We start from the raw sequence: 15,411 nt of genomic DNA on the forward strand, positions 1-15,411 counted from the left end.
AACCATTCTTTCGCCAAAAACCCGTTTAAACATGGTTAGGCCGACGGATTGCTCGGAATCCATTTCCTCCACTAATCCGGACGCGGAGTGGTGGAAGAAAACCACGGTTTATCACATCTATCCACGCTCGTTTTACGATACTAACGGCGACGGCATCGGGGATATTCAGGGGATTATCGAAAAACTCGATTACCTCCAGGATCTTGGTTTCGAAACAATCTGGATTTCTCCTTTCACGCAAAGTCCGCAAAAAGATTTCGGGTACGATATCAGCGACTATCATTCCATCTCTCCTCAGTATGGAAATATGGCGCTGTTTGAGAAGCTGGTGCAAGAGCTGCATCGCAGAAACATGAAGCTCGTATTCGACCTGGTGTTGAATCACACTTCCGATGAGCATGCCTGGTTCAAGGAATCGGCAAGCTCCCGCAATAACCCCAAAGCCGACTGGTATATCTGGAAAGATGGAAAGGGAAAAAAAGGCACGAAACCTCCGAATAATTGGCGTGCCATGGCAGGCAACAAAGCCTGGACCTATTATCCCGAACGTAAGCAGTTTAATTACACGGCCTTCCTGCCGTTCCAGCCCGACTTGAACTACCGTAATCCTGAAGTAAAACAGGCCATGTTCGATGTTGCCAGATTCTGGCTCAACAAAGGAGTAGATGGTTTCCGGCTGGATATCATCAGCGCCATCTATGAAGATCCGGATTTGCGAAGCAACCCTCCCAGTTTACGATTGATACCATCGGATAAATCGCTGACCATTTTTTTTCAGAATCTGAAAAACAATTTTCTTCAGGAAAAGAGCTTTGAATTCGCCACCGAGCTAAGAAACGTGGTGGACGAGTTCGATAACCCCAAGAGAATCCTGATTGGCGAATCGCATGGCGAGGAAGAACTGATCAAAAAATTCTGCTACAACAATGGCAGGAATGGCTTGAACGCCATCTTCCTTTTCAAGGCCATTTCAACACCGTTTAAAGCGAAGAGTTACCGTGAGATGTTAATGACGTTCGAGAAGCATTTTCCGGACCCCCTGATACCTACCCTTGTTTTCGCCAACCACGACCGAACGCGTGTCATTACCCGCTTGGGAGGAAGTATTGAAAAAGCCAAGCTGCTGGCGTTGTTTCAGTTCACATGCAGAGGCATACCGTTCACTTATTTTGGGGATGAGATCGGTATACCCAGAGTAAGGATTCCCTTGAAACAGGGAAAAGACGCAATAGCCATTCAGCATGGATGGCTCCCCCAATTCCTGATCGACCGGAGTATCGAGATACTTAATCGCGATGAATGCCGCACGCCCATGTTATGGAATGAAAAATCGAATGCGGGCTTTTGTACCGATTCGGCGAAACCCTGGCTGCCCGTGGCTGAGAACTTTAAGGATATAAACGTAGAGAAGCAGTTGGCGGAGCCTTGTTCGCTTCTCAATTTTTACAAAAAAGTGATTCGCCTTCGGAATGCAACACCCGCGTTAAATAGTGGAAGTCTTGAGATCGCACATGAATTATGCAGTAAGGCGATATTGGCATACTCTCGAATATTCCACGGCACAAAATATATGGTACTTCTCAACATGTCCCGGTCGCGGGTAAAAAATCCGGTACATAATGCGGAAATATTGCTATCGACACACCATCAAAATGAAGTCCATCAACTACAGCCATTTGAAGGAAGAGTGGTGATACCTGGCCGGCAATAGCTTCCAGGGCAACTCATCCGTCAAGGAAATACCATGAACCCCACCATTCCGGGGCTTGACCCGGAATCCGCTTCAACAACCATGGCGCGCTTGGTATGCCCCTCGACGAATTAAGGGATTGCCGAAAACTTAAACTGACGTTCTCAATTCGGATTAAATGGGTAACGGAAGCTTAGGCCACAAAGTGACGCGGGATACCGGTACAATTTCATCGTTGACCCGCCATGGCGGCCATCCGCCACAGCCGCCCTCCATCCGGGCACTTGAAATATTCTTCATGCCGGATGGATTAAATGAGCAAACTCTCTAGTACAATCCAGTACAATTATCCTGTTTTATGACAGGAGTTACTTTGATGGCGGCGTGCGTTGATCATCAGCGCAAAGTCACCGGGCAAGTTCTCTCTCTCACAGTGCTCGGAATCAGCGCATTCCTGAACTTGACTGCTTAGGTCTGAAACGAGATTAATTACCGTTATTGCTAGATAAGAATACGGTCACCCTTAATGGGAACTTGAGATCCTCTTTCACGAATCATGAAAGGATTCCATGAAAATAAGTTTTTTTATAAAATTTTTCACCATCATCCTGATGCTGCTTCTCACTGCGATCGGAGCAATGGTTTATCAGGCATTTGGCATTCAGAATGATATTGCCATCAGCGAACGCCATCGTTACCGTTCCCTGCTCCTTGCTGGCGAGTTGTTCCAAAATTCCGAAGACCTCACCCGTATGGCACGCACCTATGTGACCACCGGCAATCCGGTTTATAAGCGTCATTTTTTCGAGATACTGGATATCCGTGAAGGCGTCAAGCCACGTCCCCTACACTATTCAGCGACTTATTGGCACCTTATGGATGCGGGAAAAGATTCCGTTGCCGAGCAAGGCAAAGCCGTTTCTTTGTTGGAAATAATGGATAACGAAGGCTTTAGCGACCAGGAGATTGCCCTGATGCGGGAAGCCAAAACGAATTCCGATAAATTGACCCGCCTGGAAAAACAGGCGATTGCGGCTTTAAACGGACTCTATGACGACGGTCATGGCAACTTTGTCGTCCACCGGGCGCCGAATCAGGAATTTGCCATCGAGCTGCTGTTCGGAGAGCGGTATGTCGCCGGGAAAGCCGCCATCATGGCGCCAATCCAGCAATTTACGGAATTGATTAATATGCGAACGCAGACGAAAGTCAACGACGAACTCGCCCGCCTGCATCAGCAAATTCTGCTGGTCATGGTGTTTATCGTCATGGCGTTGTTTGCGCTTGTGGTGACTATCTTCTATACGCGCCGCACCCTATTGCGGCCACTTGTTCAACTTCGTGGCCAGGCAATCCAGCTCACACAGGGTGACTACACCGCGCGCTGCGATATCGATACAAAAAATGAATTGGCTGAGCTCGGTAACACATTCAACTCCATGGCTTCGGCAATTGAGCGAGATGTCACCGCGCTCAAATTGGCCGAAGAATCCATGCGCCAGGGCACCATGGTGTTCGAGAACAGTAGCGAGGCGATGATGGTGACCAATGCGGACAATATCATTATCAGCGTTAATCCGGCCTTTACCAGGGTGACCGGCTACACCCCCGATGAAGTGCTGGGAAAGAATCCCGGCATTCTCGACAGCGGCCTTCACGATGAATTTTTTTTCCAGGCAATACGAACTTCGCTTGAGACCACTGGCCATTGGGAGGGAGAAATAACAGGCTGTCGCAAAAACACGGAAATCTATTCCGAGTGGCGCAAGGTTAACGCTATCTATGATGAAGAGGGTTCGGTGCATCGATGGATCACTTTGTTCTCGGACATTACCCTAAAGAAGAAGACTGATGAACTGATCTGGGAACAGGCCAACTTCGATTCTCTAACCAGTCTGCCCAACCGTTATATGTTTCACAACCGTCTGGAGCAGGAAATCAAGAAAGCCAGCCGTACCGGATCATCGATCGCGCTGATTCTTCTTGACCTGGACCATTTCAAGGAAGTCAACGACACGTATGGACATAACATCGGCGATCTCTTGCTCAAGGAAGCAGCCTGGCGCCTGAACAGTTGCATACGCGGGATCGATACCGTGGCACGCCTGGGCGGCGACGAATTCACCGTGATTCTGGGCGGGCTGAATAATACCATCAGCATCAACCGCGTTGTCCGGGACATCCTGCACAAAATGGCCGAGCCGTTCCGGCTGGGAAATGAAGTGGCCTACGTATCAGCCAGCATAGGCGTCACGTTTTACCCGCAGGATGCTAGCGACATGGAAGCGCTGGTGAGAAACGGCGACCAGGCAATGTATGCCGCCAAGAATCAAGGCCGAAACTGCGCCAGTTATTTTACCCATACCCTGCATGAAGCTGCCCAGACCCGCATGCGGCTAGCCAGTGATTTACGTGGCGCCCTTGCCGGTGGTCAGTTTCAGCTCTATTACCAGCCCATCCTGGAACTTGCGAGCGGCATTGTTCATAAGGCGGAGGCATTGCTGCGCTGGCACCATCCGAAGCTTGGTCTGGTAAATCCCGCGGATTTCATTTCCATCGCCGAGGAAACCCGAATGATCGTGGATATCGGTGATTGGGTTTTCCGGACGGCGGTACGGCAAGTGAAGGATTGGCGAAGGTCGCACTGCGCTGAATTTCAGATCAGTATCAATACTTCCCCCGTGCAGTATCGCAAGGATGCTGATCTCCATAAAACATGGCTTGAATTCCTGCGTGAGTTGGAATTACCGGGACAGAGCCTCGCCATTGAAATCACCGAAGGCCTATTGATGGATGCCAGTCCCGCCGTGACATCCAAACTGCTTGCCTTCAGAAATGCGGGGGTTCGAGTTTCCATGGACGATTTCGGTACCGGTTATTCCTCCCTTGGCTATCTCAAGAGGTTTGATATCGACTACCTCAAGATAGATCAATCCTTCGTGCAAAGTTTGTCATCTGATTCCAACGATTTAGCATTATGCGAGGCGATCATTGTGATGGCGCACAAACTCGGTATCAAGGTAATCGCCGAAGGGATAGAGACGGAAGAACAGCGTGGTCTGCTGGCTCTTTCGGGATGTGATTACGGGCAAGGCAACCTGTTCTCGAAACCGGTACCCGTGGATGAGTTCGAAAGCCTGATGCAACGCACACGGAAATATCCGGCGTAAATCCCCGTCAGAGTTCGCGCGAACCGCCCGGCGGAACCTCAAGGAATTGATCAACCCATCGACGACGCGATATGCAACGACGATTATTGTATTCCTGGACCGATATCGCGCGCCATGAGGACGCTCTATGTATTATGCATACCCATTCCGGAGCATCCACTCGTTGCCTTGTTCGGTTTTCCATAATAGGCTTCCATCCATTTGCGCTTGTCGTAGATCGAGCCCAGTCCTTCAGCCTCGCCCGAAGCCTGACGTTGACGTTGCCGGATGCCATCGCACCATTCCCGCACTCCTTGAACGACGCGGTATAGTTTGTAACACAAGGGACGGAACCATATCCGCCCAAACAGGCCGATAATTATGCCTGTTCGATTACTCAAATAGAAAAGCGTATCTTTCAGCAACACCCTTCCAATGATCCTGTGCATGATTTTCCTGTGGTCGGGAGCTGCAACCGGCAGCTCGGCGGTAATCACATCCTACGCATTCTGCTAATTGTGGCAATTGGACTCTGGTACAACGCAGAAATCCGATGCACGATACAAGGAATCATGGATCGGCCTGATACCGAGGATGGCAAGCTTTGAAGGACACGTTGAGATCGCGCGGAACGGATACGGATAGGTACCCGGTCGAGATTACCTATTTTCTTGAGCCGGCTGATCCGCATTCGTTTTACCGTTTTCAGGCCTATCATTTGGCACGCCATGCCCCTGCCCATGTGGATGGGTATGAATCAGGTCACCATGACGATGAAGGTTGACGCGCAACATGAATTTTTCACGAATAAACTTGATCAGCAGCGATAGGCAAAACAACAGCGCGCCAAACAGCACAATGGTCGCTCCCGAGGCCGCATTAAGGATGTAACTCAGATACATGCCCGCCACGCCGGTTATCGCACCCATGATAGTCGAATAAATCAGCATACGGCTGAAACTATCCGTCATCATGCGCGCTGTTACCGCGGGTGCGATAAGCGTGGCGGCGATCATGGTGACGCCGACGACATTCATCGAAGCAATGATGGACAGCGTCAGGAGCATAGAAAATATCAACTGCACGATCCCCGTTCTGATGCCGAACACTCGCGCCGCTTCATTATCGAAAGTGGAGAAAAGCAGGGGTCTGTACATGAAAAACATGGCGGTCATGGTGGAGGCGGTGACCAATCCGATAACCAGAAGGTCCTCGCCGGTAATACCCAGAATATTGCCGAATAGTGCCGCCTCGAAGCTTTGGGTAAAAGTCCGTACCCGGCTGATAATGATCACGCCCAGAGCGAACATGGCTGTGGTTACGATACCGATGGCGGCATCCGACTTGATTTTCCCGTTCCTGGTGATCCGGTTGATCAATAGTGCAGCCAGCAGGCCCATTGCACCCGCGCCGGCATAGAAATTGAAGTTGAGTGTAAAGCCCACGACGGCGCCACCAAACGCCGCATGCGACAACCCGTGACCCACATAACTCATGCCGCGCAGTATCACGTAAACGCCTATCACGCCGCATAACGACCCCACCATCAGCGCGGCCAGCAAGCCATGCCGAAAAAACTCATACTCCAGGGGTTCCAGCAGGAATTCCATTTAAGAAAGGCCGCTCGTAAGGTGTAAAGGCGTGTTGTTGGCGATCAGATAGTGCCCCTCGTGCCGGACTATGACAAGGTCACCGCCGTAGGTCCTGGTCAGTATCTCGTTGGTAAAGATGTCACGCGGCTTCCCCTGCGCCACAATGCCGTGATTGAAGCAAATCACCCAGGGGAGATGTGAAGCAACGGCATTAAGATCATGCGTCGTGAGCAAAATGGTAATGCCGTCATTATTGATATCGCCCAGCAAATGCAATACCTCATGCTGGGTTTTGATATCAACACCGGAGGTCGGCTCATCCAGCACCAGCAGTTTTGGATTATTTATCAACGCGCGCGCAAGGAACGCGCGCTGGCGCTGACCGCCGGAGGTATGCACGATATGGTGCTGCAGGCAGTCATAAATACCGAGTCGGTGGGCAAGATCATGAATACGTTCACGTTCCTCTTTGCTGGCCCAGGGCCAGATTCGCCGATTGGTGTAGAGACCCATCATGATGACTTCTTCCACCGTAACCGGAAAACTCCAATCCACGCTGCCCAACTGCGGGACGTAGCCGATAGCACCCGGTGGCACGCTGTCCACGGGCTGACCGTTCAAAAGGACGCTGCCCGAAAAGACAGGATGCGTACCTAATATGGTTTTAAGCAGGGTGGTCTTGCCGCACCCCGTGGGGCCAACGATGCCCGCGAAGCGGCCAGCGCCAATTTCCAGCGACAGGCGCGTAAACACAACATTATGCGCATAGCCAGCGGTGACATTGCTTAAGTAAACGGCGGAACTCATGTAATCAGGGTGTGATATTACGGGTGTCGGTATTCGCCACGCAATCAGCGTTGCCGCCTAGCGCCTCCGTCATGACCGCCATGTTATTGACCATCATGCCAATAAAGGAGTCATGGGGTGGAGCGGGAAGTTCGTCATCCGAAAGTTGATCGATAAACCTTGCCCCGGTTTCGCGGGCAATCTGCTCCGCCGCCTTGCTCGGAAAAACCTCGGAACCAAAAATGGCCGGCACCTTTTCCTTATTGACCTGCTTGATGATGCGGATCATCTCTTGCGGGCGGGGCTCGGAAAAGCTCGATGGTTGAATGGCCGCGATGACCTTCATGCCATAACGGGGGGCAAAATAGGCAAAGGAGTCGTGATAGGTGACCAGCTTGCGATTCTTTTCGGGGATGCTCTTCACACAATCAAAGATGGCGTCGTCCAGCTTCTGGAGCCGGGCTAGATAAGCCGTCGTATTGGCAACATAGCCCTCCTTGTTCTTCGGATCGAGCGCGGTCAGACTATCCCGGGTGATCTCGGCATAGCGCATTGCCAGCGCGATGTTGGGCCACAGGTGCGGATTGGGATGGCCATGCTCACGAGGAAAACTGAAATCATACCGCCAGTCCTCCTTCCGCAATGTGCGATCACCCAGCCGCACAATCGGGGTTTTCGTCCTTTTAACCTTTTCCGCCAGTTTCACCGTGGGCAGCTCAAGGTCGAGCCCATTCACGATAATGATGTCCGCCGCCGCGAGGATTTTTGCGTCCGAAGGAACCGGTTCGAAAGTATGGGAGTCCGTTCCATCAGGAACAATCCCCGTCACGTCTATATATCGCCCACCGACATTTCGCACAATGTTGGTAATGGGAGCAACTGTGGTAACAACATTGATTCTTTTATCCGTATCCGCGGAATATGACACCTGCGAAAAGAAAAAGATGATCGAGACCCATAAGAACTTGGTGCCGAAGCAGACTGATTTCATTCCTCTCCCCCTTATATCTCATCGGCGGGGCAGCAAAGCCCGCTTGCCTTCTGAGCTGATAAACAAGAAACATGATAAGTAGTTTGACAAAACGGTACGCACCATGACTATAATGTATGAACTTTTTAATTTTCGTCTTACAATCTTATGAAGATTCTCCTTCACATCATACCGGGAACTTTTCCGTTACTAGTATGATGAATTTTAAATATCTCATACTATACTCCAGTTCAAATATGAGATATGTAAGGAATGCCTGACACGGTGCGTGGTTATGTTGACTTTACATTACCCTAGTCCCGACAGGCAGGCGTCTTTCTTTCGCCAGATTTCATACGTATTCATAAATAATAATACTTCTTAACGATATAATGCCAATAATAACCGATCCCTAATCATGCTATTTACCATTCCGTTGAAATATCTCGACAGCACGAAAGAAAACAAAGATTTAATTCTTACTGGTCTTCGGGTAACCACGAATCACCGAAGACTGAAATATGGGCTTACATTTCTTCAGGCCAACGCATTAATATTCCGGGCCACAACTTTAATCCCCGCATCAATTTTCCGCCTGCTTATGGGTATTGTCCTATGGGTGCCGTGTGTAACCCACTCTGCTGGGGTGCCAACGCTCAATGAGGTGGTGGTAAAAGGCAGAACCAACAATCTGATCGGATCGGCAAATTCAGCCAATGAGGGCACAGTTCTCAAGCAGCAGCTCGATCAGCGCGTGGTTTATCGTCCGGGAGAACTACTTGAAACCGTTCCGGGATTGATTGTCTCTCAACACAGTGGTGAGGGAAAAGCAAACCAGTATTTTGCACGGGGCTTCAATCTCGACCATGGCACCGACCTCCGGATATCGGTCGACGGCATGCTGGTTAACCAGCGCACCCACGGACATGGTCAGGGATATGCCGATCTCAATTTCCTGATTCCCGAACTTGCGTCCGGGCTTCAATACCAGAAGGGCCCGTACTACGCCGATCAAGGCGATTTCTCATCGGCCGGTGCTGTCAGCATTGGCTATGTGGATAAATTGCCGGTAGGTATTGCCAATTATACCGTAGGTAACCAGGGCTACATGCGGGGGCTGGTGGCCAAATCCCGGGATTTTGGGCCCGGTACCCTTCTTTTTGCCGGTGAACTCCTCACAAAGGATGGGCCATGGGTCACGGCAGAAAATTATAAAAAATTCAATACGGTGCTGCGCTATAGCCAAAACACGGGTAATACTCGCTTCAATATTACCGCAATGGGGTATGGGGCCAACTGGAACTCCACCGATCAAATCCCCCAACGCGGCGTAGCCAGTGGATTCGTTCCACGGCTCGGTGCCATTGATCCCAGCGATGGCGGTGAATCACACCGCTTCAGCCTGTCCAGTGCGCTGCAACACGCCAGTGATTACGGAATTACCAAGGCAAACCTTTATATGGTTCACAGTAACCTCGCTCTTTTTTCGAATTTTACCTACTTCCTGGACGACCCCGTAAACGGCGATCAATTTTCGCAGCTCGACAAGCGCTTTCAGTCGGCATTCAATCTGAGCCACGCATGGGTAAATAATATTGCTGGCTTTGCAGTGGAAAATACGGTGGGTGTCCAGTTTCAAAACGACTTTATCGATAATGGCCTCTTGAGCACCAAGCAACGGCAAACGCTATCGACTACGCGCAGGGATCATATTGTTGAGAATAGCGTGGGGTTGTATTACCAGAACAGCGTGCAATGGCTGGAGAAGTTTCGCAGCGTAACCGGCGTGCGAAGTGATTATTACTGGTTCGATGTCAAGAGCAACAACAGCGTCAACTCTGGTCAGCAATACGACAGCATGACTAATCCCAAGCTCAGTTTCATCTTCGGTCCATGGGTCAAAACCGAGTTTTACATCAACTATGGAAGCAGCTTTCATAGCAATGATGCCCGCGGCACCACCACTACGATAGATCCCAAGTCCGGCGACGCCGTGGGAAGGGTCACGCCTCTTGTACGCTCCACGGGGTATGAGACCGGGTTTCGCACTGCGATCCTTCCCGGACTCCAGGGCTCGGTGGCATTTTTTCGGCTGGATATGGATTCTGAATTGTTGTTCGTCGGCGACGCTGGCACCACTGAGCCAAGCCGTCCAAGCAAACGCGAGGGGGTAGAGGTCTCCGCGTTTTATATGCCCAATAACTGGTTGACGGTTGATGTGGACTATGCCCTGGCTAAAGCTCGCTTCACCGGCTCGGACCCTGCTGGGAATCATATTCCAGGCGCGATTCAGGGCGTTGGCAAGGTAGCGGTTGCGATCGATAACATCGGGCCTCTTTTTGGTAGCATGCAGTTCCGCTATTTCGGTAAACGTCCGTTAACCGAGGATAACAGCGTTCATTCCGACAATACCATGACGCTTAATGGCCAGATCGGTTTCAAGATCGACAAAAAGGTGCGGGTGATATTGCAAGGTTTCAATCTGTTGAACACGCACGGACATGCGATCGACTACTTCTACACGTCCAGACTCCCCGGCGAACCGGCCGCCGGCGTGGATGACAAACACTTTCATCCTATGGAAACCCGTTCATTCCGCGTCAGCCTTATCGCTAACTTTTGAATCTTCGATAGCGTGGCTTGCAAAAAATAGAAGCATAGCAAGAGCCGGGATAGGGAAGTCTACTGCATTGACGACATAAGCAATCAGTGTCAATCCCTATTGTTACCGTCGTACTTCCTCCATTCCTTCACCTCTTATATTGGATCAAGCTTATGCAGGCTGAGTTACTCATTCCGTCAATGGAAAACGACAAGCTACCCTGTGGTTTCACTGCCTCGTCTTTCCACGAGGAAAACCCGTCCACCATCACTAAGCCTTAAATAGTTTAATAAGTCTACGGGGACCCTCCATATCTTTCTTTAAGATCCCACGCAGCTGTTCCAGCATTTCGGGTCTCGTTTCTTTTGGTATCTGATTGAAATTCCTGATTAATTCCTGTGTAACTTTGGGCAACGTCTCCCACAATGCGCCCCCGTCCAGATAATCACTTTCCTTTAGTTCCCTCTTCATCGCATGCATGCTCAAAGAGACCAAAACCTCATCCAGAACACGCTCATGTTCTTCTACCTTTCCTAGCTCAAAATCTAGCGTATACCCTGTCCTGCGCATTTCCCTTTTATAAGCCGTTTATTGAAGCATAAGTATTACTATTTTTTCATACTTATGATAATATGACCTATACATTCGCTTTTGACAACTAGAATATAGTGATTAAGCACCATAACGAAGAAGGGTTCGTCGTTTAACGCTTATCTCATCATTAAATTCTTTCCAGAATCTCTCTGTAGGAGATCTTTGCCCGGTACCTACCCCACCGGGCTTTTTCTTTGTATCCCTGAAATGTCTGATGTGTCCCCGTAGTAGTGCCAAGAGCATTTACTATTCGCTATGGTTTTCTTCGCTACCTCCAATTTCCAACCATCCGGAGATTGGCTATTCCAAATAGAAGATGGGTAGTCTGTCGTTTTCCATTATCCAAACGATTATCCGCGGGAACACTCACGGAATCCGGCAGAAACTGAATGGTGGCACTCACGATGAAACGGCCCCGGCATGACTTGATTTCGCAGGCTGAGCATTCTATGTGGATTATTTCTTTCCATCGCCATAATCGCTTATAATAAAATGATTATAGTTCCGCAATTGCGGCCTTGATTGGTTATCTTCTATATTCCCCGAATAGCATGGAACGTCTCACCATTTCGCTGGATACCCAGCTCTCTAAACAGTTCGACGATTTGATGAATACACGCGGCTATACCAACCGCTCGGAGGCGATGCGCGACCTTATACGTGAGAAACTGGAAACCGAGCGATTGAAGGATTGGAATGAAGGTCACTGTGTCGCCACGCTCAACTATATCTACAATCATCACGAGAACGATCTGGCCAACCGTATCGCGGCGGTACAACATGATCACCACGATCTCATTCTCTCCAGTATGCATGTGCATATGGACCATAACGATTGTCTCGAAGTCGCCATTCTCCGCGGACCGGTTGGGCAGGTAAAAAACTTTGCCAATCTTGTCATGTCCGCACGCGGGGTGCGGCATGGTAAATTGCACATGGTTCCGGTAGAGATCAAGCAAGTGCGGCACTCCCCTACGGCTGCGGAGCATATCCACAGCAATCCTCTTACCTGATTACCAGGCCAACCCAGTGCGCTTTTGATATGTGCGAGCTATATGATAAAAAAAAGGGAGAACCTGAGCAGGACCCAGGCAAGCGTCATTTTCTGAAGCTGGCCGCGGCTTCCGCGCTGGCTTTGGGCATTGCCGGAACAGCCGGAAGGACGTCTTTCGCTGCCAACGTCAAAGCCCCGCCCCTTCCGGAAAACATCATGACCCCTGAGCAGGCGCTAGACCGATTGATGGAAGGCAACGAGCGCTATGCCACTGGACAATCCACGCCTTTGGATTTCAGCGAAGACCGGGAGGCCCTGGTTTCAGGACAGAACCCCTATGCCTGTATTTTAAGTTGCTCCGATTCAAGAGTCAGCCCTGAATTCTGCTTTGATGAACAGCGTGGCGATCTTTTTGTGGCTCGCGTTGCCGGCAATTATTTAACCACCGATTTTGTGGCTACGCTCGAGTACGCGGCTGCCATATTGCATACGCCGCTGATCATGGTGCTCGGTCATGAGAGCTGCGGCGCTGTCAAGGCTGCCATCAATGCTCTCGATAAAAATGAGCAATTTCCCGGTCACATTCAAACCCTGGCGAGCGCATTGCTGCCTGCGGTCAGGGCAGTAAAAAATATGCCAGGTGATCGTTATGACAATGCGGTCAAAATGAATGTCGTCCGCAACGTGGACAAACTGAAGAAACAACCGCCGATTTTGAGTAAATTAGTGGCGGACAAGAAGCTTCTTGTGGTGGGCGGCGTGTATAGCCTTAAAACCGGAAGAGTTGATCTGGCTTTCCCCCGGGAATTCACCCTCACACGCTGACAGGAGATATCCATTGGCGAGTTTGTAGGCTTATGGCCGTTGCCAATCAGTTATCCACAGCTACGGTCCATCAAAAAAACTCTCCCCTTGGATCTCGCGCATAGGATCGGTGCCATTTTTACTTTCAACGCCGGTAAGCAGCCACGCAAGGGAGAAATCGAGTTTTGAACGAAGCGCTATAAGCTTGCTGAGTTCCGGCTTGGAAATACCGCTTTCCCATTGTGAAATAATGGCTTTGGTGACGCCGCAAAGCTCACCCAGCTGACTTTGGGTAAGCGCACATCTGCACCTTAACTCTGCAAGCCTTGTGCCCCTGGCAAAATGAAACATTTGAGGTTGGGTAAACATGAGATTTTTATGTCGCATAAAAATTGATCATGAATAATGACTGAAGATATTGAGAACCGCCTCAGCATTCCGGATTTAAAGCACCTGAACGTCTTGATAGCGTAAAAATTTTTCGTTTCGTTAAATAGGCCGCATATCTCCTCGAAGGCTGGAGGATCGAACGGGTGGCTAATCGGCCCCTGATGGGCAACTTGACATGAGGGGAGGGGCCGATAGCCATTAAGCGTTTATCTCTATGCGTCGGCCTCCGCCCAATATTTTGATTTTCCTGCGGCAAACAGGAACATCCACATCACCAGAACAAATGGGAAGGTAAGCGTAGGCAGGCCTATGGGCGCAAGGAAGCTCGCAAGCCCCGCCTGGCAAATCACGGTAAGAAAGCCCGCCAGGACCGCCAGCGCTGCGCTTTTGCCATCCGGGTTCAAAAAAACCCACCCTACGGCCATCATAGTCAGGACCGGGTTGAATGAATACAACCCCATCTCGATCATGCCCTGATTCGCACCCAGCAGAATCGGAAACCCCACGCCGATAATCGTACCCCCCACCGCCATCAACGCGCCCCGCAAGGACACGATGGCGATGCCGGTTAAAAACAGAATGCCGACGATGATGCTGTCCGCGAACATCACTTCGGCAACCCCTTTGGTGAGGGCGGTAAACCACATCTCAGCCGGAATCGCCATGGCATCCGCTACCACGGCCGGCGTGCCGGCAGGCGGCAAAACGGGACCCCGTGAGAAACTGTCGAACGCATAGACCGCGACCAGGAACATCCAGGAGGTCAGCACAAAGGGGGACGTCGAGGCCGGAATCTTGTAGGGCCCGAGAATCCTCATCAAGGCCGCCAGCACGATACTTGACAGGGCCGAGGCAAGGACCACATACAGCCATAGCTGCGGAGAATTCTCCAGGAACAGAAACAGGCAGGGGCCGACCAGTGTGCCATTGAATCCGTACAACCCTGCATCGACATCATCTTCGGAAAAACCGAGGAGATAAGCGGTAACGGTACTGCTTATCACCCCCACGGTTGCCGCTGCGCCCGCGGTTACCCCGCCGATAAAAAGCGCCACCAGGAAAATGAATCCCGTTACTGCATTGCAGCAGAAAAATACCTGTCCCACGCCCCTCAGAACCACGCGTAACGGGCGGGGCATTGCCCTATCTATCGTTAGTGACCATTCCATTTTAATTCCCTCCTGTGTTTCTTTATGATAACGAGCTATTTTTAGTAATATGACTATCCAGAAAGTATGTCATCCCGGTAATTCGACTGAAAATCCGATCTTTTCGAAATCCTCCGCGAGGAAAAATCTAAACGCTCGCATGGCTGGAAAAACGCTGCGCCTTGATCTCAACGGTGACAGCCCCGGCGCTCGTGGTCTTCGAGCGCCGGGAAGCGCAGCCGGCCTAATAGGGAGGCTGGCTGCATCATGGTTACCCAAGCTTTTGTTGTCTAGCACTCATATGCTTATTTCAGGCTGCATTGCAGGCTTATGAATTTCATTTACATATCCATTTATGTTGATACAACGCGCAACACCTGCCATATTTGCCCCCTTTTCTGCAATATCTCGTTTGTTCCCAGACAAGGGAGTTTTCCGCAAAATAAAATACCCCTTCATGCCGGCAGTCGTGGCATGACTTTACGCGCCCGTACGTGGCAACCTTTTTGAGGTTGCCACGTTCCTCGCGCTCAGGATATGCTGAGCTGCAGCTGGCGCCGGGTCCCGCAATAGGGGTTTTACCCATTGCTTTCACCATTCCAGAAACTTCCATGCGGTGGCCGTGATCCACGCGCGGTAAAAATAGCGACTTCCTCTCCCGACTCCAGCGTGGTGCGCAGGCGGCTGTTCTC

General features: G+C 50.5%; 11 protein-coding genes. 5 read left to right on the top strand and 6 right to left on the bottom strand.

What is annotated here, in order from left to right; translation table 11 throughout:
- Positions 1 to 31: 31 nt before the first annotated feature.
- Together SQ11_RS14575 and SQ11_RS14580 are read left to right on the top strand one after the other, a co-directional pair.
- Positions 32 to 1,711, top strand: coding sequence for an alpha-glucosidase (locus SQ11_RS14575; RefSeq protein ID WP_041514919.1), 1,680 nt, complete (start codon positions 32 to 34; stop codon positions 1,709 to 1,711).
- Between the two features lie 548 nt (positions 1,712 to 2,259).
- Positions 2,260 to 4,860 carry a GGDEF and EAL domain-containing protein gene (locus tag SQ11_RS14580; protein WP_052494291.1) on the top strand — a complete coding sequence of 867 codons (2,601 nt, stop codon included), beginning with the start codon at positions 2,260 to 2,262 and terminating at the stop codon, positions 4,858 to 4,860.
- Between the two features lie 125 nt (positions 4,861 to 4,985).
- Here SQ11_RS14580 and SQ11_RS14585 read toward each other — a convergent pair whose 3' ends face one another.
- The 4 genes from SQ11_RS14585 to SQ11_RS14600 all read right to left on the bottom strand — a co-directional run bounded on the left by SQ11_RS14585 (position 4,986) and on the right by SQ11_RS14600 (position 8,208).
- The gene (locus SQ11_RS14585) at positions 4,986 to 5,288 is read right to left on the bottom strand and encodes a hypothetical protein (protein WP_041514920.1); all 303 of its coding nucleotides are present in this window, start codon (positions 5,286 to 5,288) and stop codon (positions 4,986 to 4,988) included.
- 210 nt (positions 5,289 to 5,498) lie between these two features.
- A complete protein-coding gene (locus SQ11_RS14590) occupies positions 5,499 to 6,449 on the bottom strand; it encodes a metal ABC transporter permease (RefSeq protein WP_084226901.1) in 951 nt (316 codons plus the stop codon).
- A complete protein-coding gene (locus tag SQ11_RS14595) occupies positions 6,450 to 7,238 on the bottom strand; it encodes a metal ABC transporter ATP-binding protein (RefSeq protein WP_041514921.1) in 789 nt (262 codons plus the stop codon).
- Between the two features lie 4 nt (positions 7,239 to 7,242).
- On the bottom strand, positions 7,243 to 8,208 hold the full coding sequence (locus tag SQ11_RS14600; RefSeq protein WP_041514922.1) for a metal ABC transporter substrate-binding protein: 966 nt from the start codon (positions 8,206 to 8,208) through the stop codon (positions 7,243 to 7,245).
- Between the two features lie 625 nt (positions 8,209 to 8,833).
- Between SQ11_RS14600 and SQ11_RS14605 the strand changes: the two genes are divergently transcribed.
- The 3 genes from SQ11_RS14605 (at position 8,834) to SQ11_RS14620 (ending at position 13,202) form a co-directional block, all read left to right on the top strand.
- Positions 8,834 to 10,810, top strand: a complete 1,977-nt coding sequence (locus SQ11_RS14605; protein ID WP_232298023.1) for a TonB-dependent receptor — start codon at positions 8,834 to 8,836, stop codon at positions 10,808 to 10,810.
- A 1,124-nt stretch (positions 10,811 to 11,934) separates the two neighbouring features.
- Entirely contained in the window at positions 11,935 to 12,396 is a 462-nt protein-coding gene (nikR, locus tag SQ11_RS14615; RefSeq protein WP_041514924.1) for a nickel-responsive transcriptional regulator NikR, read from the top strand.
- Positions 12,397 to 12,425: 29 nt separating this feature from the next.
- Entirely contained in the window at positions 12,426 to 13,202 is a 777-nt protein-coding gene (locus SQ11_RS14620) for a carbonic anhydrase (protein WP_041514925.1), read from the top strand.
- Positions 13,203 to 13,262: 60 nt separating this feature from the next.
- Here SQ11_RS14620 and SQ11_RS14625 read toward each other — a convergent pair whose 3' ends face one another.
- Positions 13,263 to 13,532 (bottom strand): helix-turn-helix domain-containing protein, encoded by a 270-nt coding sequence (locus SQ11_RS14625; protein WP_198140893.1) that lies wholly within the window; start codon positions 13,530 to 13,532, stop codon positions 13,263 to 13,265.
- A gap of 251 nt (positions 13,533 to 13,783) precedes the next feature.
- Positions 13,784 to 14,740: an urea transporter gene (yut, locus tag SQ11_RS14630; RefSeq protein WP_041514927.1), complete on the bottom strand. Its 957-nt coding sequence runs from the start codon at positions 14,738 to 14,740 to the stop codon at positions 13,784 to 13,786.
- Between the last annotated feature and the right edge of the window lie 671 nt (positions 14,741 to 15,411).

The organism is Nitrosospira sp. NpAV (assembly GCF_000832065.1).
Classification (GTDB): domain Bacteria; phylum Pseudomonadota; class Gammaproteobacteria; order Burkholderiales; family Nitrosomonadaceae; genus Nitrosospira.

What these genes read in the sequence shown, in the direction of transcription:
- SQ11_RS14580 (WP_052494291.1), top strand. Translation starts at nt 2,260, where the DNA reads ATGAAAATAAGTTTTTTTATAAAATTTTTCACCATCATCCTGATGCTG.
- SQ11_RS14600 (WP_041514922.1), bottom strand. Translation starts at nt 8,208, where the DNA reads ATGAAATCAGTCTGCTTCGGCACCAAGTTCTTATGGGTCTCGATCATC.
- SQ11_RS14585 (WP_041514920.1), bottom strand. Translation starts at nt 5,288, where the DNA reads ATGCACAGGATCATTGGAAGGGTGTTGCTGAAAGATACGCTTTTCTAT.
- SQ11_RS14575 (WP_041514919.1), top strand. Translation starts at nt 32, where the DNA reads ATGGTTAGGCCGACGGATTGCTCGGAATCCATTTCCTCCACTAATCCG.
- yut (WP_041514927.1), bottom strand. Translation starts at nt 14,740, where the DNA reads ATGGAATGGTCACTAACGATAGATAGGGCAATGCCCCGCCCGTTACGC.
- SQ11_RS14620 (WP_041514925.1), top strand. Translation starts at nt 12,426, where the DNA reads ATGTGCGAGCTATATGATAAAAAAAAGGGAGAACCTGAGCAGGACCCA.
- nikR (WP_041514924.1), top strand. Translation starts at nt 11,935, where the DNA reads ATGGAACGTCTCACCATTTCGCTGGATACCCAGCTCTCTAAACAGTTC.
- SQ11_RS14625 (WP_198140893.1), bottom strand. Translation starts at nt 13,532, where the DNA reads ATGTTTCATTTTGCCAGGGGCACAAGGCTTGCAGAGTTAAGGTGCAGA.
- SQ11_RS14590 (WP_084226901.1), bottom strand. Translation starts at nt 6,449, where the DNA reads ATGGAATTCCTGCTGGAACCCCTGGAGTATGAGTTTTTTCGGCATGGC.
- SQ11_RS14595 (WP_041514921.1), bottom strand. Translation starts at nt 7,238, where the DNA reads ATGAGTTCCGCCGTTTACTTAAGCAATGTCACCGCTGGCTATGCGCAT.